We start from the raw sequence: 20,157 nt of genomic DNA on the forward strand, positions 1-20,157 counted from the left end.
AGTTATGCCCATTTACCCCCGACTTGTCAAACACTTTTTTGCGATTTTTTCATTCTTTTTGCGTTTTCATTTGTAACATATCGAGAATACAGCATAAAAAATCGGGCAAAGATGACTCTCTGCCCGATTTTTTGCGCCTTCTTCCGGCGTTTTCTCCCTCAAAGGCCCATTTTCCGGTTTTTTCGAGCTGAAAAACGGAGCAAGCGCGTTGTTCCGGCTTTTTTCCCGCCCTTTTGGCGCATTCCTCTCGGTTTCGGCGCGCGATTTGCCCGGTGTCACGCGCCCTCGCGGGCCGCAGGAGCCGTGACCACGCCCTGCTCCGCCGCCCAGAGGCAGACATCCTCCTTGCGGATGGCGGCCGCCATCATGCCCGGAAAGATGTCCGGCGTGCAGGCAAAGCAGGGAATGCCCAGCGCCGACAACTTTCCGGCCAGCGCCCTGTCGTAAAAGGGACTGCCCTCGTTGCTCAGCGCCAGCAGCGTGATGAACTGCACCCCCGACTGCACAAGCTCGTTGGCCCGCTGGAGCAGATTCCGCTCCACGCCGCCTTCGTACAAGTCGGAAATCAGCACCATGACGGTGTTGCGCGGATCGCTGATGAGCGACTGGCAGTAACCCACGGCCCGGTTAATGTCCGTGCCGCCGCCGAGCTGCACGCCGAAGAGCACGTCCACGGGATCGCGCATTTCGTCGGTAAGATCGACCACCGAGGTGTCGAACACCACAAGGCGCGTCTTCACGGCAGGCAGCGACGCCATGACCGCGCCGAAGATGCTGGAGTACACGATGGAATTCGCCATGGAGCCGCTCTGATCAATGCAGAGTATGACCTCCCTTTGCGGACGGCGCGCCTTGCGTCCATAACCGATGAGCGATTCCGGAACCAGCGTGTGATATTCCTTCTGCCAGTGACGGAGATTGGCCTGAATGGTGCGGTTCCAGTCTATTTCCGCATAGCGGGGACGGCGACTCCGCACCGCCCGGTTGAGCGCCCCGCTCACTGCCGTGCGCATGGGTTCCTCAAGCTGTTTCAAAAGCTCGTCCACGACCTTGCGCACAACGAGCCTTGCCGTTTCCCGGGTTTCCGGCGGAATGACGCCGTTCAGACTCATGAGCGTGGAAACCAGATTCACGTCCGGCTGCACGGACTCCAGCATTTCCGGCTGCAGAAGCATATCTTTAAGATAGAGGCGGTCGAAGGCGTCCTTCTGCATGGCCCGCACCACCGTGGACGGAAAGTATTTGCGAATGTCGCCGAGCCAGCGCGCCACGCGGGGAGACGACGCGCCGCTGCCGCCGCGAAGCCCTTTTCCGTCGCCGCCATGATCGTAGAGCAGAGAAAGCGCGTCGCTCATGCCCGCGTCTTCCTCGCTGAGTGTCACCTCCGGGCAGGAACTTCTGGCCTCGTCGCCGAGGGCCAGCACCCAGCGCCGCATGCGTTCCTTTTCAAGGTCGTTATCCATGAGTACCTCGCTCGTTTTCCCCCGCGTGAGGCGCGGCAAGTCCGAGAATCTTCCGCAAAAAAGGCAGCGGAAGCGCCGCGCGCGCCTCGTCCCGGTCGAAAGACTGCGCCGCGCTCGCCCCTGCGCTTCCCGGAGCCCGCCGGGCCCGCTCCGCAAGCTGCCGCCGTTCCGGCGCGGAAAACTCCGTGAACGTGCGGCGAAGCATGGGCAGCACCGACTTGAACCGTTCCGCAGACAGCGTCGTCAGCCACTGATCCACAAGGGTCCACAGCATGTCGTCGTGCAGCAGCACCATGGCGCTCTCGCCGAGAAACGACGACAGCCACCCCGCCGACTCTTCCGGCTCCGACGCGGGAGAAAGCGCAAGACTCATGAGCGACGCCACCTCGTCGAGCGAAAGAGACTCGTCGTCGAAAAGAAGCCGGGCGGCCAGACCGCGAAGCACGGCATGCACGCCGCTCTCTTCTGCAAGCAGTCGGCGCAGCGCCTGACGCCACATGAGCGCGAGCTCCTCCCGTCCGGACAGGCGTATGGCCTCATGCGCCGCGCGCAGCGGCGCGGCCAGTTCCGCCGAACTTTCGGCGTTGAGCCCGGAGAGCGCCGCATGAAGTCCCACGGCCACGCGCGGAACCATGCCGTCCACCAGCGCAAGCACCATGCCCGTGTCCGTGCCGCGCACGTCGCCGTAACGCGCCACGCGCACAAGCTCCGGCAGCGTGCGGAGAAGCTGAAGCGTATCCATGGTGAGCGCCGCCAGATTTTCCAGCGTGCGCACCAGCCCTTCCACGGCTTCTCCGAGATCCGCCAGAAGCGCCGCGTCCATCAGTGCGGCAAGCTCGGGCAGATTCGCCCGGGAAGCGCGATCCAGCGTACGGCGCACCGCAGCGTCGAGCAGCGTGCCGCCCCAGACGCCCGCCTGAATGATGTCCACAACAAGCTTCGGCTCCCACTGAAGCTGCCACACCTCATGGAACGTGCCCTTGCCCCCGCCTTCACGTCTGTCCGTTCCCCAGGGAATATCCAGCAGGTTCATGCGGTGCAGCATGCGGCTGCGCTCCAGATCCACTTCCTTGCGCAGATCGAGATCCAGCGTTTTCTGCGAGGCTTCCGGCTTGAGCCGAAGCTTTTTCTGCAACCGTTCGATGTCCCGCTGAAGCGGAACCGCAGGCACGCCTTCAGGCACGCGCCCCAGCTTCTCGCCGGTGATGAGACGCCGCGCAATGAGACGCATGGGCGCTTCCTCGCCCATGCAGACCACGGTCTGCAACGCCTCGCACAGCTCGTGAAGCCCCGCGCCCGGACGATGACGCAGCGCCGCCAGGGACTCGGCCAGCCTCGCGGATTCAATGACGTGCGCGGGCGAGCAGTCCAGCCCTTCCTCGCGAAAGAGCCGGGCCGCCGATGCAAGCCAGCTCACGGCCCGGGATTCCGCCGTTTTTCCGCGCCACAGATGCTCGTACCACGCCGGAGACTCCACCCCCGCGCCGTAGCCGCTCCGCACGCTGAGCCCCGCGTAGGTCCACGGCGCCCAGGTGGCGACCGCCTTCATTTTCGGCAGTCCCTTCAAAAGCGCGTTGTCGTCCCTGGCGGCCACCTTTGCTTCCAGCGCAGGCACATGCCACGCGCCGCACACCACCGCAATGCGCAAAAAGCCTTCCTTCTTCGCCTTGCGCAGGCACGAACGCATGTGCGCCTCTCGCAGCGCCTCCAGACCCGAAGCGGCTCCGTCGCGCTGCTCGCGTTCCTGACGAACGGCCGTCATGGCCTCGCGGATGGCCTCGAACAGTTCAAGACCGTCGAGCCGCTCCTCCACCATGTGATTCCACCAGCTCTCCCCGCTTTCGTAGCCTGCGGCGCGTCCCAGCCAGTCCAGCGGATCGGCAGCGTCGAACGGAACGCTCTCCTCCTGCTCCGCGTCCTCCCCGTCGCTCCCGGGTTGCGCCGCTCCAGCTTCGTTCGACGCCGTTTTCTCCGCCCCGGTTTCGTCCGGTGATTCCTTCTCCGTCGTCGCCTTCTCCGGCGCATCGGGCTGCGCCGTCCGCGTTTCGCCCTCCTGCGCCCTCTCCGGCGATTCGCCGTCCGCCTGAGCGGAAGCGTCTTCGGAAGTTTCAGCCGCGGCCCTCTGTGCCTCTTCCTCCCTCTTTTCCAGCGCAAAGCGCACGGACGCGGGCAGATCCATGAAGCGGACCGGAACGCCTTCGGCAAGCGCATAGCGCAGCGCCTGCCATTCGGGAGAAAATTCCGCAAAGGGATAACACGCCGCGCGCCGGGCATCTTCCTCCGCATACACGAGCAGCGCCACCGGCGGCGTCATGCCTTCGTCTACGGCCAGCGGCAGCACGCTCTCGCCCTCGGGCGGACCTTCCACCAGAATCGCGTCCGGCCGCCACTGCTCAAACGCCCGCACAAGGCTGCGGGCGCACCCCGGCCCGTGATGCCTGATGCCGAATATGCGTATCTGCAAGGATTCGTCCATGGTCATTCCACGTCGCGGCAGGCGCGGTAAAGGTCTTTCCAGTCGCTCCGTTCCTTCATGACGGTTTCAAGATATTCATGCCAGATCACGCGGTCCTGCACCGGATCCTTGACCACCGCGCCCACAAGACTGGCCGCCACGTCGGCCGCGCGCAGGCAACCGTCGCCGAAATGCGCGGCCAGCGCCATGCCGCTGTTGACCACGGAAATGGCCTCCGCCGTGCTCAGCGTGCCGGAAGGCGTTTTCACCTTGAGCTTGCCGTCTTCGGTTCTGCCGTTGCGGAGCTCGCGGAAAATGCGCACCACGCGGCGCACTTCGGCAAGCGCAGGCGGTTCGGCGGGCAGTTCCAGGCTCCGCCCCATCTCCCGCACGCGCTTTTCCACAATGGCCACTTCCTCGTCTTCCGTGGCAGGAACAGGAAGCACCACCGTATTGAAGCGACGCTTGAGCGCGGAGGAGAGCTCGTTCACGCCCTTGTCGCGGTTGTTCGCCGTGGCGATCACGTTGAAGCCGCGCACGGCCTGCACTTCCTCGCCGAGCTCGGGCACGGGCAGCGACTTTTCCGAAAGAATGGTGATGAGCGTATCCTGCACGTCGGCGGGAATGCGGGTCAGTTCCTCCACGCGGGCGATGCGTCCGTCTTCCATGGCGCGCATGAGCGGGCTTTCCACCAGCGCCTGCCGCGACGGCCCCTTGGCCAGCAACTCGGCGTAGTTCCAGCCGTAGCGCATCTGTTCCTCGCTCGTGCCCGCCGTGCCCTGAATGATGCGCGTGGAATCGCCGCTCACGGCCGCAGCCAGATGCTCCGACACCCACGACTTGGCCGTGCCCGGCACGCCGTACAGAAGCAGCGCGCGATCGGTGGCCAGCGTGGCCACGGCGATTTCCATGAGACGACGACTGCCGATGTACTTGGGCGTGACCTCAAAGCCGTTGTCGAGCCGGCCGCCCATGAGATAGGTACACACGGCCCAGGGCGACATCTGCCAGTTCTCCGGGCGCGGATGCGAGTCGGCCTTCTTCAGTTCTTCCAGCTCTTCGGCAAACTGCTGTTCGGCGTGCTGACGCAGCACGCGGGCGGAGTCTTTGGAATCTACGGTGCTCATGCAATGCCCTCAATGGTTGACGGTCAGGAAAAATAAGAGTCCATCGTCCTGCGCTGCAGGGCGACAGCAGAAAAACGATCGAAAATTTCACGGTTCAGGGAATCTTCCGGCAGCGCGGCAAGAACCTGAAGCGCCTTGTCCAGATGATCCGACGGCAGCGTCATGGCGAGCTCGGCGACAACGTAGGACAGGGCGTAGTCCCGGCGAGAAGCCGACGACAGCCGAGCGCCGAGCGCCTGAACGGCCTTGTCCGCCAGCGCGTAAGACATGCGGTAGTCGAGCTCCTGACGGCTGCGCACGTCCTCCAGAAACGCCGTCAGCGTCTCCCCGGAAAGCAGGGATTCCCACGCCCTTTCGCGCTCCTCCCTGTTCAGCAGACCGGCCAGGTAAAAAACGTCGAGCCTGCCGGACGAAGACGGCCACACGTCGCCCTTCTTCATGAACTTCAGCATGGCGCGCGCCCAGTCTTCGTCGCCGAAGCGAAGCTCCGCATCGCCCCAGGCCATCTGCAGAGGCTTCTTCCACTCCGAACGGGCGGAAAGCGCAATCAGCTCTTCCGGCTCTCTTCCGGTGCGCTCCGTCCACCACGACGGCGGCATGACGCAGGCCATCTGATACAGCCATCCGGCGCGCGGCCCGAGCTGCGGAATCGGCGACTTTTCCGTGATGAGATCCTCCGCCCATCTCTTGTCGTAGCTCTCGGGCGGGGCAATGAAGTCTGCCTTGTCCGCCATGCCCACGGCGGCGGCCGCGGCGCGGAAAAGGCCGGAGAGCGCCGACGGCTTCGGCGCAGACAAAAAGCCTTCCATGCAGGCGGCAAGGCGTTCGCCCATGCGCGAAAGATACGCGCTCTTCGGCAGGCGGGAAAGCAGAAGCGCCGCGGTTTTCTTCACCTCGCGGCTGCGGTCCTTTTTGAGCAGCCGCTCCAGCAGCTCTTCGTCCTCGCCGGACAGGCCGTGCGAAAAAAGCCCCAGCAGCGCGGCGCGCTCCGAAGCGTCCATGGAAGCCATGTCCTTTTCAAAGAGCTCCCTCGCCTGCGCGGGATCCTTCGTGCGCGCGGCAAGGAAAAAAGCCTGCCGCTGCATGGGACGGCCGTGCTCCCAGGCGTCCTGATCCGGCTCTCCGTCGGACGAGGCGGCAAACATGCGCCAGTCGGGATTCAGCGAGGCAAGCCACAATCCGCGCTCGCCCGCCGTGCGCGCAAGCAGCGGACGCAGCGCAGGCGCGCCGCGCCCCATGACCAGAGCAGGCACGAGCAGCGAATGAGGCAGCACCATGTTTTTCTTCTCAAGATGCGCAAGCGCCTCCCACTGCAGCCGCAGCGGCCCGCCCCGAAAAATTTCTCCCATCACGTCCGTCACCGGAACGCCTTCCGGCAGCAGGGCGCGCGTTTCTTCCGGGCACGGCCGGGGAATTTCCGGCGCGTTTTCCACGGATACGGGGCGATGCCCCGCCAGATTGCACACGAAGAGCGCTCCCGCGCCGCAGAGCAGCACGCGGGAAAGCGCTTCCGGCGAAGCGTCCGAGGCGTCGGCAAGCTCCCGGATCAGCGAGCCTGCGGGGAACTCGCTCTCGGGGAACGACGGCAGGCGACGCGATGCGCCGATGAGGGCCAGGGAGCCGAACAAACGAAGTCTGGGGTCCATGATGCCTCCCCTACGATGCCGTCTGAGGAAAAACGCCCGCCGGAACCAGCGCGCCGCCGCTCCACTCGCCGCAGACAAAGAGGGGGCGTCCGCCGCATGCGGCCAGCATGTTCCAGGCCGCGACGTCGTCGAGAACCAGAGGGATCAGCCGATTGCCCTCGCACACAAGCTGCCAGCCGCTCTCGGCGCGCGTCAGTTTCGCGCCGCCGAAAAACAGCGGCAGCGGCCTCTGCCACGGATTGGCCGCCACGCGCGCGGCCATGTCGGAAAACGCCTCGTCGAGCGTGCGCTGAGGCAGCGCTCCGCCGGGCTCGGACACAAGATCGCCTGCCACGACGGCCCGAAGCGGAGACGCGCCGGGATAGAAGGCGAGCGTCATGCGCACATGATCGCCCGGCAGAAAAACCGGCTCAAACGAACGGGAGCCGTGGGAAAAATCCAGCACCAGCGCCGTGCGTCCGCTCTGCTTCCCGTAAAGCCACACCCGGCGACGCCACAGCCTGTCCTCTTCGGCCACGCTCACGCCCATGACGCTCCACACGTCGGCAACCGCATCGCTTCCGGCAAGCACGGCCGCCTTGTCGGGAAGAAAGCCCAGCGCGGCGCGCACGTCGGCCTGCTCGGCCGGAGAAAGACCGTCCATGCGGGAAAACGCCTCCGCCAGAAGCTGAAGCTCGCCCATGCGTCCGAGCATCTCGGCGGGCCAGTCGTCGCCTGCATCCGTCAGCGCGGAAAGCTCCCGCACCCTCGCGGCCACGCCGGGCATCTGCGCGTCCACCATGCGGGCAGCCAGCCGGTTCCACTCGTCGTAGCGCCCGGAAAGAGACGACAATCCCTGACGCACCTGATCGTTCATCCAGCGGACAAGCTCGTCGAGTCCCGCGCGCATGCGCTCAAGCCTCGCGGCCTCCTTTTTGGGAGACGGCGCGGCGCTCTTTTTGGAGCTCGCTCCCGCTTCCTTTTTCGCGGCCCGCTGCTGCCTGCCTTCCAGCCACTCGCTCACCCAGTCGGGGCGGCCGCCCTCCGCAAATGCGCCCTTCTGCTGCGCCAGAAGCAGAAGCAGCGCCAGCGCGTGCTTGCAGGGAATCTTGCGGCTCGGGCAGGAACACGAACACGCAGGCCCCGAAAGGTCCACCTTCGTCTGATAGGGTTTTGATCCGCTTCCCTGACAGAGGCCCCATGCGGAAACCTCGTCAAAGCCGAGCGTCTGCCATTTGCCGGGCGAGGCCAGAGAGCGCGCAGCCTTGACGGAGGCGTCGTCCGGAGCCAGGGCAAGTACAGCGTCCACCGTGATGTCCATATGCTCTTCTCCCGAAGGATGCCGCGCCCAAAACGCGCGGCTGACAGTCCACATAATATCCATCTGTAACGACGGGGAATTTCTGCGTCAAGCGGGAGGAGCGCGCACGCGCGCAATGTTTTACGCGCCGGAGTGAGAAAAATCATCTTGTTCCATTCCGGAACAATGGGTGCAGGCTTTACAAGATCCGCCCCGCCCGGCTACACCCTGAGGATATCGGACGCCGCACGGATGCAGAAACATTCAGGGGCGAGGCGATGTTGCCGCCCCTCCGCGCCGAAGCGGCTCCGCCGTCATCATTCTTTCACTTCTTTCGGACGCATCATGGAAAAGTCACCGGAAACTCAGAAGGCTCTGGCCGTTCTTGAAAAATTCACCAGCGATCAGTGTTGCGGCAAGTGCATTTCCTGCCGGGAAGGCACACGGCAAATGCAGCAGATTCTCTCCGACTCGCCTCTTCCTTCCCCCTCCCCGGAAGACCTGGCCCTGCTCTCGGAACTCGGAGCGCTCATCGATCACACCGCCCGCTGCGGTCTCGGCAAGAGCATCGCCCGGCAGGTGCTCTCCGTGCTGGAGCATCAGGGCAGCGAGGAACGCGTCATCGAAGAGTACCTGCCCGGCCCCTATCAGGAGCTGATCTTCTTCCACATCGATCCCAAGCGCTGCAAGGGCTGTTCCAGATGCGCGCGCATCTGCCCTGTACACGCCATCACCGGCGTGGTGAAGCAGCCCTTCGTCATCAACCATGAAATCTGCATCAAGTGCGGCACCTGCATGATGAACTGCAAGTTCGGCGCCATTTCCATCAAGGACTAACCATGGGCAGCATGATCATCGACGGCATCCGCGTCGAATTCACCGATGAAACCAATGTGCTGACGGTCATACGCAACGCGGGCATCGACCTGCCCACGCTCTGCTACGTTTCGGAACTTTCCGTGTACGGCGCCTGCCGTCTCTGCACGGTCAAGGACGACGAAGGCCGCTATTTCGCTTCCTGCACGGTGCGCCCGCGCGACGGCATGAACATTCAGACCAACACGCCGGAGCTGAGACAGTATCGCCGCACCCTGCTCGAACTGCTGCTCGCCTCCCACGACCGCGACTGCACCGTGTGCAACAAGAACGGCGACTGCCACCTCCAGAACCTCGCCGAACGCATGGGCGTGCGCAACATACGCTTCAAGAGCGCGCAGGAACATCACGAGGTGGACAACAGTTCCAACTGCATCGTGCGTACGCCGAGCAAGTGCATACTCTGCGGCGACTGCGTGCGCATGTGCGACAACATTCAGTCCGTGGACGCCCTCGACTTCGCCGGCAAGGGCGTGGCCACGCTGGTCACTCCCGCCTACAACCGCCGCCTCGCCGAAACCGACTGCGTGGGCTGCGGTCAGTGCCGCGTGGTCTGCCCCACGGGAGCCATTTCCATCAAGAGCACCGTGGATCAGGTGTGGGCGGCCCTTGCCGATCCGAAAAACAAGGTGGTCGCGCAGGTGGCTCCGGCCGTGCGCACGGCCATCGGCGACAGATTCGGATTCCCCGCCGGCAAGAACGTCATGAACCGCCTCGTCACGGTGATGCACCGCCTCGGCTTCGAGGAAGTGTACGACACCGCCTTCGGCGCGGATCTCACCGTGGCCGAGGAAAGCCGCGAGCTCGAAAACCGCCTCGCCTCGGGAGAAAAGCTGCCGCTCTTCACGAGCTGCTGCCCCGCCTGGGTGCGCTTCTGCGAAAAACGTCATCCGGACTTCATTCCCAACCTGTCCACCTGCCGCTCGCCCATGCAGATGTTCGGCGCAGTGCTGCGCGCCTGGGACGATGAAAAGCCCGACGAACAGGGACGCCGCCTCGTTTCCGTGGCCATCATGCCCTGCACGGCCAAGAAGGACGAAATTCTCCGGCCCGAATCGCGCACCAACGGCCGCCAGGACGTGGACTTCGTGCTCACCACGGAAGAGCTCATCGGCATGATTCAGAGCTACGGGCTCAACCTGAACAGCGCGGACAAGGACGCCGCCGACATGCCCTTCGGCATCACCTCGGGCGCGGGCCTCATTTTCGGCGCGAGCGGCGGCGTCACCGAGGCCGTGCTGCGCAACTTCATTGCGGGGCACAACCGCCAGAAGCTCGACGACCTCAAGCGCGTGGGCGTGCGCGAGGAACAGGGCATTCGGGAATTTTCCTTCCATCACAACGGCAGGGACATCCGCGCGGCCGTGGTGAGCGGTCTGCGCAACGCCGACACGGTGCTGAACGCCATCCGCAACGGCGAAAAAAGCTACGACTTCGTGGAATTCATGGCCTGCCCCGGCGGCTGCATCATGGGCGGCGGACAGCCGGTTTCCTCCTCGGGCAGCATGTTCCGGGCCCGTCGCGATTCCCTGTACGAAACGGACATCAACATGCAGATCAAGAAAACCAACGAGAACCCCCTGCTCGACACGCTCTACGCTACGCTGCTCAAGGGCAGGGAGCACGAGCTGCTGCACAGGAACATGGGCGGCCACTGAGTCTGCTGATCTGAAGCCACGACAAAACAGGGCCGGGAAGACTCCCGGCCCTTTCTCTTTTTCGCCTCACCGAAAAAAAAGACCCGCTTCCCACGAGAGGAAACGGGTCTTTGTCGTTCAGAACCGAGGCCTGCAAAAGGCAGGCTTCGTTTTCTAGTTCTTCAGAAAGCTCGCAAAGGGCGAAATCTTGCGCAGCTCGCTCACGATGTTGGGCATCACTTCGATCACGCGGTCGATTTCGGCTTCGGTGTTGTAGCGGCTCAGGCTGAAGCGCACGGAGCCGTGGGCGTAGTTGAACGGAACGCCCATGGCGCGCAGCACGTGGGAAGGTTCGAGGCTGCCGGAGGTGCAGGCGGAACCGGAGCTGGCGCAGATGCCGTACTGATCGAGCTGGAGCAGCAGGGCCTCGCCTTCCACGCCTTCAAAGGAAATGTTCAGCGTATTGGGCAGGCGGTGTTCCTGATCGCCGTTGATCTTGCAGTGCGGAATGGCGGCCAGAAGTCCGGCCTGCAGGCGGTCGCGCAGCGCGGCGACCTGGGTGCGTTCCTTTTCCATGTTGGCCGCGGCGAGCTCGCAGGCCTTGCCGAGACCGATGATGTAGGGCACGTTTTCGGTGCCGGCGCGACGGCCGCGTTCCTGATGACCGCCCTTGAGATAAGGACGGAAGCGCGTGCCGCGACGGATGTACAGCGCGCCGATGCCCTTGGGGGCATGCAGCTTGTGACCGGAAAGCGCCAGATAGTCGATGGGCAGCTTCTTGAGGTCGATGATTTCCTTGCCCACGGCCTGCACGGCGTCCACATGAAGCTGCACGCCGTGAGCCTTCACGATTCTGGCCACGTCCGCGATGGGGAAGACGGTGCCGGTTTCGTTGTTGGCGAACATCATGGACACAAGCGCCGTGTCCGGACGGATGGCGCGGTCGAGTTCCTCAAGGTTGAGGCGGCCCTTGTCGTCCACGCCGAGCCAGGTCACTTCGTAGCCCTTGTCCTCAAGGTAGTGACCGTAGGCCAGCACCGCGGAATGTTCCACCTTGGTGGTGATGACGTGGCGCTTTTCCGGCTGGGTTTCCGTGGCGGAATACCAGGCGGAGTTGTCGGACTCGGAACCGCAGGAAGTGAAGACGATCTCTTCCGGATCCGCATTGAGAATGCCGGCCACCTGCTCGCGGGCCTTCTGGATGTAGTGGCCCATCTGGCCGCCGAAGGTGTGCATGCTGGAAGCGTTGCCGTAAAGCGGGCCGAAGGCGGGCATCATGGCTTCCACCACTTCGGGAGCAACCCTCGTGGTGGCGTTGTTGTCAAGATAAATCACATCAGTACGGTCGGCCATGTTACGCCTCCACAACATTGATGGCGGGATCCACCTGCTCGCGCAGCGTCTTTTCCACCAGGTTCTTCAGCGTCAGCTGGCTGGCAGAGCAACCGGAACAGGCGCCGCGCAGAGCCACCACAACGGTGGTTCCGTCCACATCCACAAGCTCGATGGTGCCGCCGTCAAGGGCGAGGCGCGGAGCAATGTCTTCATTAATGATGGTCATGACCTTCTGCATGCGCTGCACGTTGGTCATGCGGGGCACGGGGCGGATTTCCTCAAGAGGCTTTTCCATGGCGTGCAGCTTGTCGAGAATGGACTGAATGTCGTCCTTGCAGCTGCCGCAGGCGCCGCCGGCCTTGATGAAGTCGGTGACTTCCTCCACCGTGGTGAGGTTGTTTTCCCTGGCCACCTTGATGATCTGCAGATCCGTCACGCCGAAGCACTTGCACACGAGACGGCCTTCTTCCTCCTTCGCCTTGGAGGGAAGTCCCTTCCAGTGACGGACGGCGTCTTCCAGGGCCTCTTCGCCCATGACGGAGCAGTGCATCTTTTCCTTGGGAAGACCGCCGAGATACGCGGCGATTTCCTTGTTCGTGAGCTTGGCGGCCTCATCCATGTGCTTGCCCTTGATGAGCTCGGTCAGCGCGGAGCTCGAAGCAATGGCGCTCGCGCAGCCGAAGGTCTGGAACTTGGCGTCTTCGATGATGCCCTGATCGTTGACCTTGAGCATGAGCTTCAGAGCGTCGCCGCAGGCAAGGCTGCCAGCCTCGCCGATGACGTTGGCGTCTTCAAGCACGCCCGCGTTGCGGGGATGCAGGAAGTGGTCACGGACAGTCTCGGTATATTCCCACATGGTTGTACTCCTGATAATGCGAAGTCGGCAACGGTCGTCTTCGCGTTTTCGTCTGGTTTCGCAGCAAGGTTAATCACTTTCCGGGCAATGTCCAGAATCGCAGTCACAAGTTCCGAAAATCTTCCGCGCCCTTCCCGTGCCGGAACGCCGGACGAGAAAGGGCGGAGCCGCCTTTCGACGACTCCGCCCCACAGCGAAAAAATTTTTCCGCTACGATGCGGCTTCCCACACCATGTCCGTTTTGCCGAAGCACTTTTCCAGCGCCTTGAGGCAGCGCTTGATACGCTCCTGCTCCACGGGGCAGGGCGCCGTGGCGCGCATGACGAGAGCGAGCCCCTGAGCACGCCGGACGAACGATGCGGACACCACGGCCTGCCGGTGACTCTTGTCCATGGCTTCCGCCAGAGACAGAAACAGCGAAAGATACCTCGCGTGCTCCTGCCAGTCTTCGGCAAGGGAGGCACAGACCTTGTCCTTGCGGGAATAGCCGTAGCGGTGGAACAGCGCCAGCGCGGCCATGAGCGACACTTCCTTCTGCGTGAAGCCGAGCATCTCGCTGTTCTGGATGAGGTAGTGGCTGTGGACGTTGTGCCTGGTGAAGGAAATGAAAATGCCGATGTCGTGCAGCAGGCCAGCGTAGTGCAGCAGCTCGCGCATGCGCGCGGGGCCGCGGTACAGGCCGAGTTCCCGGGCGGAATCGAAAAGCATGAGGGCAAGCTTTGCCACGTGCCGGGAATGCGTTTCTTCAAAGCGGCACAGCCGCGCCAGACGCAGCACGCTCTCGTCGCGCACGGAAAGCCGCCCCTTTTCGGGAAACAGGCGTTCCAGATAGTCGGCCAGCGCGCCGTCGCGCAGTCCGCGGCCGGAAACCCGCACGGAATCGAAGTCCAGCTCCTCCATGATGGTCTGAAGAATGGCCGCGCCCTGAATAAGTATGCCCGTGCGGCGGGGATTCATGCCGGGCAGCGACATGCGCTCTTCCTCATTGCGTTCGCAAAGCGCCTTCACCACGCGCCGAAGCGAGCTGTAGCTGAGCATTTCCGCGGTGTCGCCCGTTTTTTTCCCGCTGTCTCTGGCCATGGCCACGGCCATTTCCGCAAGGCTCTGAATGGTGCCGGAACTGCCCACCAGCTCGCCCGGGGCCTGCGCCTCCATGCGCTGGAGGGGCAGAACCGCGTGATCGCGCACGTACTTCTGCATTTCCGCGTAGCGCTGGGAGCTCACCGGGCCGGAACCGGGGAAAAGCCCGGCCAGACGCACCGCGCCGAGCTTGAGCGACTCCAGTTCCAGAATGTTCGAGCCTTCCGCCACGGAAAGCTCGGTGCTGCCGCCGCCGATGTCGATGAACATGCGCTTTCCGGCAAAGGGTTCGAGCGCCACCGACACCCCGCGGCAGATGAGACGGGCCTCTTCCCTGCCGGAGATCACCGTGAAGTCCACGCCGGTTTCCCGGCGCACCTCGTCCATGAATTCCTGACCGTTGGCGGCGTCGCGCACGGCGGCGGTGGCCAGCGCCACAATCTCATCCACGCCGTAGGAACGGCACATGCCCGCAAAGCCGCGCAGCGCGGCAATGGTGCGGCGCATGGGTTCGGGCTGAAGCCTGTGTTCTCCGAACGCGCCCTCGCCGAGCCTGACCATCTGCTTCACCTGATTGAGCACGCTGGTCACGCGGTTTTCACCGATGCGGACGATCATCATGCGCAGGGAGTTCGACCCCAGATCCATGATGGCGACGGTGCGCCCCCTGCCCGCAGGATTCTCAACCGGCATCCCTGTCACCTTCCTTTCCCTGCACGACCTCCAGACGTCCGCCGTACAGGTCTTCAAAAAGATCTCCCTTCTTCAGCGCGCGGCGGCATTCGCGGCCGCAGGGCTCCGAGCCGAAGCAGACCAGACGCACCGCGTGACGGCGAAGACTCACCCGCACCTCTTCCACCACGCCTTTGTGACGGTAGTCCAGGGCGTCGGCGATTCTGAGAACGGCGGCCGCAGCGCGGAGCGCCTTGCGATCCTCGCGGCAGAGCGCGGCAAAGCGCCGATGCCTCATGCTCGGCCAGGCGCGGCGGTGATAGCGGGCCAGCAGCGCCACCAGCGGGCGCTCAGCCTCCGTCAGTCCGAAGGAAAGCGACAGAAAAACGTTTTCCTCGATGATTTCCATGCTGCGCTTGTGATGGCGGCGGCGTCCGCCCACGGCAAAGCCGAGGTCGTGCCACAGCGCGGCCTGCGCCAGCATTCGGGCCCAGCGCATGTCAAGACCGAAGCGCGGGGCAAGAGGCTCGAACAGCGCCAGCGCAAGCGCAGCCACGTGACGGCCGTGATGCACGGCCTCAAGCAGCGCCGCGCCGGAAAGCTCCGCTTCTTCCCCGCCGTCTGCGCCGCTCTGCGGGCGCTCCTTCTTCCACTGAAACATCTGCTCCACGGCGGCCTGTTCCAGATCTTCCGAAAAAAGCGCCCCGCGCAGCATGTCGAGCTCGCCGGGAACGCGTTCCCCGGAGCCTGACTCCGGACAACATGCGGCCTCAGCCTCCGAAGGGCATGCCGCGGAAGGCTGTTCGGAAGCGTCTTCCAGAGCCTTTTCCGAATCCGGCAACACGGCCTCTTCCGGCGCGCGTTCCGCGCCTTCGGGCAAGGCCGCTTCTTCGGCGGCATCGTCGCACGGCTCAGCGTCAGGCGCAGCGTTTGCCGTGTCCCCTTCCGATGCGAAGTCCGGGACGACATCAGAAGCGGCATCAGCTGCGGCGTCCGAGACCACATCCGAAACAACCTCCGGCGCGCTCTGCCGAGTCTCGACCTGCGCCTCGCCGACACTCGCGGCCGCAGCTTCCATGATCCCGGAATCGTTTCCGGCGCCCGGAGCTTTTGCCGCAGGCGCCTCCGCAGGCATCTCTTCAGACGCTCCTTTCTTCTCGTCAACGGAAAGAGTCGTCTCCACAGCCGCAACTTCGGCCGCTCTGCCGCGTCCGGACCTGCGTCCGCCGCCGGATCTGCGCGTTCCGCCGTTCTTTCCTGCCGATCTGACCATAGTTCCTCCCTGAAGAATGCTTCTTCAGCGCTTGAGAAGAATTTCCTGCGAATTGACGGGCTCGCTTCCTTCCGCAGGGGAAAGGCGCACGTATTCGCCGTTGCCGCGCAGCTCCCAGGCCTGCATGTTGTCGGCAAGCTGGAGCCTGAGCACCTCAAGCAGCGTGCGGCGAATGTTTTCGTCGAGCACGGGCGTGAGCACTTCAATGCGCCTGTCCAGATTGCGGGACATCATGTCCGCGCTGCCCATGAACATGCACGAGCTGCCGCCGTTGCGGAACCAGTACACGCGGGCGTGTTCCAGAAAGCGCCCCACGATGGAATGCACCGTGATGTTCTCGCTCACGCCGGGCAGTCCGGGCAGCAGACAACAGATGCCGCGCACGATGAGCCGCACCTTCACGCCTGCCATGGACGCCATGTACAGCGCGCGGATGATCTTTCTGTCCACAAGCTGATTGCACTTCATGATGATTTCGCCTTCGCCCCCTCGGGAGCACACGGCGATTTCGTTCTGAATCTGCTCGATGAGACGGCGGCGCATGGAGTTGGGCGAAACGAGAAGCTCGCGATAGTTGTCCTTTTCCGCATAGCCGGTCATGACGTTGAAAAGATCGGCCATGTCGGCGCAGATGTCGGGCTGGCAGGTCAGAATGCCCATGTCGGTGTAGAGCCTCGCCGTGGAGGCGTTGTAGTTGCCCGTGCCTATGTGGGCGTAGCTCACCACGCCTTCCGCCTCGCGGCGCACCACAAGGCAGAGCTTGGCGTGAATCTTCATGCCCACGAAGCCGTACACCACGTTCACGCCTTCGCGCTCCAGCTCCTCGGCCCAGGTGATGTTCCGCTCTTCGTCGAAGCGGGCCTTGAGCTCCACCACCGCCGTCACCTGCTTGCCGCGACGGCGCGCCTCGATGAGCGACCGCACGATGGGCGAATCGTTGCCCACGCGGTAGAGCGTCTGTTTGATGGAAATGACGTCCGGGTCTTCGGCAGCCGTCTGCACGAAGTCCAGCACCGGGGAGAAGCTGTCGTAGGGGTGATGCAGAAACACGTCCTGCTTGCGGATGATGCGGAACAGACTGTCGGTCTGAAGCACCGGGGGAATGGCGGGACTGTGCCCCGGAATCTTGAGGCCGGGCCTGTCCAGACCGTAGAGGGACATGAACTGCGCAAAGGCCAGCGGCCCCTTCACGCGGTACACCTGAAAGGGCTTGAGCCCCAGGCGCTTGATGAGAAATTCCGAAAGATCGGACGACATGCCGCGCGCGGTCTCAAGGCGCACCACGCCGCCGAAGCGGCGCTGCTCCACCATGTCCTGCACGGCTTCGAGCAGATCCTCGCTCTCGTCCTCGTCGATGTCCACGTCGGTGTTGCGGGTGATGCGGAAAAGGCCGTAGTCCACCACGGTGTAGCCCGGGAACAGCAGACCGAGATGCTCGCCGATGAGTTCCTCAAGCAGCAGAATGTCGGCGTCGCGCACGTTGGCCTTCAGACCGAGGGAAGCGTAGGTCTTGGCCTCCTTGTTGCGCGGAATGAAGATGAAGCGCGACACGTTGCTCGGGCAGCGCAGTCTGGCGAAGCGGGCAATGCCGTCCCTGCCCTGGAGCCGGATGATGAAGTTCAGGCTGAGATTGGAAATGGTGGGAAAGGGATGCCCCGGGTCAATGGCCTGCGGCGTGAGCACGGGATAAATTTCGTCGCGGAAGTAGGACAGCAGAAAACGACGCTGCTTTTCCGTGAGTTCGTCGTAGTGGACGAGGTGAACATCCCGTTCCCGGAGCAGAGGCACGAGCTTCTTCTGCCAGTGCTCGCTCGCCAGAGACAGCAGCGACGAGGCCTTGCGGCGAATCTCGGCAAGCTGACGCGAAGGCGTCATGCGGTCGGCCTCGCAGCTTGCCGCGCCCTCGCGGTACTGACGCAGCACCTTGGCCACGCGCACCATGAAGAATTCGTCGAGGTTGTTGTAGAATATGGACAGAAACTTGGTCTGCTCCAGAAGAGGCAGTCGCTCGTCAAGCGCCGTCTGGAGCACGCGGGCGTTGAAGTCCAGCCAGCTCAGTTCTCTGTTGAGATAGTAGTCCTGCGCCGTGAGGTCTATTTTCTTCTGACCCGCTTCCTGCGGCTCCGTCCTATGCTCTTTGTTTTCGGCCACGGTTACGCCTCCGCACTCTGCCGACCCGCCATGTGATCGGCGATCTTTCTTGAACGATACGCTATTTGCTCGATGGCTCCAAGCACGTCAATAAAGACCAGCCCGGATTCGGGAGAGCAGTGCCCGGCGCTCAGGCGGGAAGCGTGGCTTGCCCGCAGCGTGGATTCCAGCTCGCGGATATGATCGGCCAGGGCGTCCAGCGTCTCCTTTTCCCTGGCGGTGAACGGTTCGGAGCCGAACACGTCCAGCGCCAGCCGCACGGCCCGGCGAGTTTCAAAAAAGAGCGAACGTATTTCGTTCATGGCCGCAGAAGAAAAGTCGTCGCCTCTCTTTCTGCGGTATTCGTAAAAGTCGATGAGTCTCTTGCCCTTGTCGCCTATGCGTTCGAGATCGCCCGCGCTCACCACGCAGGCTTCCAGCATGTCGGCGTCCTTTCCGTCGAGGCCGGTCTGCATGATGTCCGAAGCATAGCTGCGGATCGCAGTTTCCAGTCTGTCGATTTTTTCTTCCAGACGCAGCACTTCTTCCTTCTCGTCGTCCTTTTCCTCAAAGAACACCTTTTCCGTGCGTTCCAGAAGTTCGAGCACGATTTCGCCCATGTGGCGGCATTCATGCTTCACGGCGCTCACGGCCACCACGGGCGTGCGCTGGATGAGATGAGGATCGAGATAGGCGGCGTCGCGGCGGTCGATGCGGTCCGCGTCGGGAATGATCCTGCGGATGAGCGCCGCAAAGGGCTTGACGAAGGGCAGGAAGAGAAGGGTGTTGCAGATGTTGAACATGGTGTGGGCGTTGGCTATCTGATGCCCGATGGACGAGGACGAAGCCTCGATGAAGCCTATCCAGAGAGGCATGAGCGGCAGCCAGATGCACACGCCTATGACGTTGAACAGCACATGGGCCGCGCAGGCCTGACGCGCGGCGCGTCCCGTGCCGAGCGCCGCGAGCACCGCCGTGACCGTGGTGCCGATGTTGTCGCCGAAAATGATGGGAATGGCCGCTTCCAGGGGAATGAGTCCCTGCGTGCCGAGCGCAATGGTCAGGCCCACCGTGGCGGAACTCGACTGCACAAGCAGCGTGAGGAACATGCCCGCGGCAAGGCCGAGCAGCGGATTGTTGCTGAAGGCGAGGAAAATATCCTGCCTGTCGCGCAGGAAGGCCATGGAACTTTCCATGGCCTGCATGCCTATGAAGAGCAGGCCGAAGCCGAGCAGGCCTTCGCCGAGATGCTTGAGCTTCCTGGACGAGCAGACGAAAATGAGCAGCACCCCCACGATGACGAACAGATACGCCAGATCCTTGACCCGGAAGGCCAGAATCTGTCCCGTGACCGTGGTGCCGATGTTGGCGCCCATGATGACGCCGATGGCCTGGGTAAGATTCATGAGACCGGCGTCCACGAAGCTCACCGTCATGACGGTGGTCGCGCTGCTGCTCTGAATGACCATGGTGACGGCCGTACCCAAAAAAACGCCCAGAACGGGCGTTTTCGTAAACATGCCTATGATGTTGCGCAGTCTCTCACCGGCCACCATCTGCAGGGATTCGCTGATGAGCTTGATGGCGTAGAGAAAAATTCCCACGCCGCCGAGAAGCTGCATGGCTGTAAAGAACGACATACTCTCACTCCGTTATCAACTGTCCTGTGATTTCGGAGCAGCATGCCAAACTCATGTGACGTGAGTATTACAGTCTTATGACATCCCGGGACACAATCAGTCCTCAAGCTCGGCGAGCGCGGCGGGATCGCCTTCGCGCACGGCCTGGCAGCGGCGGCAGCATACGCATTCCGGCGCGGCCAGTATGCGGGAGAGCGGAATCGGTTCCCCGCAGTCCTCACAGAAGCGTTCCTCCCACGAGCCGCCGAGCGCCAGTCTGCGCAGGGCGCTCAGTCGTCTGGCGCTTCTGTCGGCAAGCGTTCCGGCAAAGCGCACGGACTCCATGTGCAGGGCGTCGTCGAGCTTGTCCGGCATGGATTCGCCCTGAAACAGGCCCCGCAGATACCGCAGACGTTCCTGTTCCTCCTCAAGTTCGGCATTCAGACGTTCAAGAGTTCCCGCTTCCATCATAAAGACCTCCGGATGACAGATTCGGAACCGGTTCGCCGCACAGGCCGCGCGACCGGCATCGCGGCTCCGCCCGGTTTCGATCAAACCCTAGCAGACCGCCGCGGGAAAAACGATGATACACCGACAACACGGACAACTTTATCACGCGCCGCGCTCCGCAAACCATCAGGAATCACTCTACCACGCCGCCCGGGAAAAAACGTCACGCCGCGATGACGTTTTCATGAAGATATGATGG

General features: G+C 63.2%; 14 protein-coding genes. 2 read left to right on the forward strand and 12 right to left on the reverse strand.

Annotation, left to right across the window (positions count from 1 at the left end):
* Positions 1 to 275 precede the first annotated feature (275 nt).
* From ACZM96_RS02070 to ACZM96_RS02090, 5 genes are read right to left on the reverse strand one after another with little or no spacing between them, the layout of a single operon-like run.
* The gene (locus ACZM96_RS02070) at positions 276 to 1,463 is read right to left on the reverse strand and encodes a VWA domain-containing protein (RefSeq protein WP_489486999.1); all 1,188 of its coding nucleotides are present in this window, start codon (positions 1,461 to 1,463) and stop codon (positions 276 to 278) included.
* Entirely contained in the window at positions 1,456 to 3,939 is a 2,484-nt protein-coding gene (locus ACZM96_RS02075; protein ID WP_489487000.1) for a DUF5682 family protein, read from the reverse strand. The genes ACZM96_RS02070 and ACZM96_RS02075 overlap by 8 nt, the downstream gene beginning before the upstream one ends.
* 2 nt (positions 3,940 to 3,941) lie before the next feature.
* Positions 3,942 to 5,045, reverse strand: coding sequence for an ATP-binding protein (locus tag ACZM96_RS02080; RefSeq protein WP_294484827.1), 1,104 nt, complete (start codon positions 5,043 to 5,045; stop codon positions 3,942 to 3,944).
* 23 nt (positions 5,046 to 5,068) lie between these two features.
* Positions 5,069 to 6,691 carry a DUF5691 domain-containing protein gene (locus tag ACZM96_RS02085; protein ID WP_489487002.1) on the reverse strand — a complete coding sequence of 541 codons (1,623 nt, stop codon included), beginning with the start codon at positions 6,689 to 6,691 and terminating at the stop codon, positions 5,069 to 5,071.
* 10 nt (positions 6,692 to 6,701) lie between these two features.
* Positions 6,702 to 7,991 (reverse strand): SWIM zinc finger family protein, encoded by a 1,290-nt coding sequence (locus tag ACZM96_RS02090; RefSeq protein WP_489487003.1) that lies wholly within the window; start codon positions 7,989 to 7,991, stop codon positions 6,702 to 6,704.
* Between the two features lie 324 nt (positions 7,992 to 8,315).
* Here ACZM96_RS02090 and ACZM96_RS02095 point away from each other — a divergent pair, with 324 nt between their 5' ends.
* Both ACZM96_RS02095 and ACZM96_RS02100 read left to right on the forward strand, forming a co-directional pair.
* Positions 8,316 to 8,807 (forward strand): NADH-ubiquinone oxidoreductase-F iron-sulfur binding region domain-containing protein, encoded by a 492-nt coding sequence (locus ACZM96_RS02095; RefSeq protein WP_489487004.1) that lies wholly within the window; start codon positions 8,316 to 8,318, stop codon positions 8,805 to 8,807.
* A 2-nt stretch (positions 8,808 to 8,809) separates the two neighbouring features.
* Positions 8,810 to 10,504 (forward strand): [FeFe] hydrogenase, group A, encoded by a 1,695-nt coding sequence (locus ACZM96_RS02100; RefSeq protein WP_489487005.1) that lies wholly within the window; start codon positions 8,810 to 8,812, stop codon positions 10,502 to 10,504.
* A 153-nt stretch (positions 10,505 to 10,657) separates the two neighbouring features.
* Here the strand turns inward: ACZM96_RS02100 and nifS are convergent, their stop codons facing one another.
* From nifS to ACZM96_RS02135, 7 genes are all read right to left on the reverse strand, one after another.
* Positions 10,658 to 11,836 carry a cysteine desulfurase NifS gene (gene nifS, locus ACZM96_RS02105; RefSeq protein ID WP_489487006.1) on the reverse strand — a complete coding sequence of 393 codons (1,179 nt, stop codon included), beginning with the start codon at positions 11,834 to 11,836 and terminating at the stop codon, positions 10,658 to 10,660.
* A gap of 1 nt (position 11,837) precedes the next feature.
* Positions 11,838 to 12,674, reverse strand: a complete 837-nt coding sequence (gene nifU / locus ACZM96_RS02110; protein ID WP_489487007.1) for a Fe-S cluster assembly protein NifU — start codon at positions 12,672 to 12,674, stop codon at positions 11,838 to 11,840.
* A gap of 210 nt (positions 12,675 to 12,884) precedes the next feature.
* Positions 12,885 to 14,447, reverse strand: coding sequence for a Ppx/GppA phosphatase family protein (locus tag ACZM96_RS02115; protein ID WP_489487008.1), 1,563 nt, complete (start codon positions 14,445 to 14,447; stop codon positions 12,885 to 12,887).
* Complete coding sequence (locus tag ACZM96_RS02120; RefSeq protein WP_489487010.1) at positions 14,437 to 15,270, reverse strand: HD domain-containing protein; 834 nt, start codon at positions 15,268 to 15,270, stop codon at positions 14,437 to 14,439. The genes ACZM96_RS02115 and ACZM96_RS02120 overlap by 11 nt, the downstream gene beginning before the upstream one ends.
* Positions 15,271 to 15,723: 453 nt before the next feature.
* Positions 15,724 to 17,850, reverse strand: a complete 2,127-nt coding sequence (gene ppk1 / locus ACZM96_RS02125; RefSeq protein WP_489487011.1) for a polyphosphate kinase 1 — start codon at positions 17,848 to 17,850, stop codon at positions 15,724 to 15,726.
* Between the two features lie 2 nt (positions 17,851 to 17,852).
* Positions 17,853 to 19,469: a Na/Pi cotransporter family protein gene (locus ACZM96_RS02130; protein WP_489487012.1), complete on the reverse strand. Its 1,617-nt coding sequence runs from the start codon at positions 19,467 to 19,469 to the stop codon at positions 17,853 to 17,855.
* Positions 19,470 to 19,565: 96 nt separating this feature from the next.
* Positions 19,566 to 19,919, reverse strand: a complete 354-nt coding sequence (locus ACZM96_RS02135; RefSeq protein ID WP_489487013.1) for a TraR/DksA C4-type zinc finger protein — start codon at positions 19,917 to 19,919, stop codon at positions 19,566 to 19,568.
* Positions 19,920 to 20,157: the final 238 nt, after the last annotated feature.

The sequence above is a fragment of the Mailhella sp. genome (assembly GCF_057866825.1).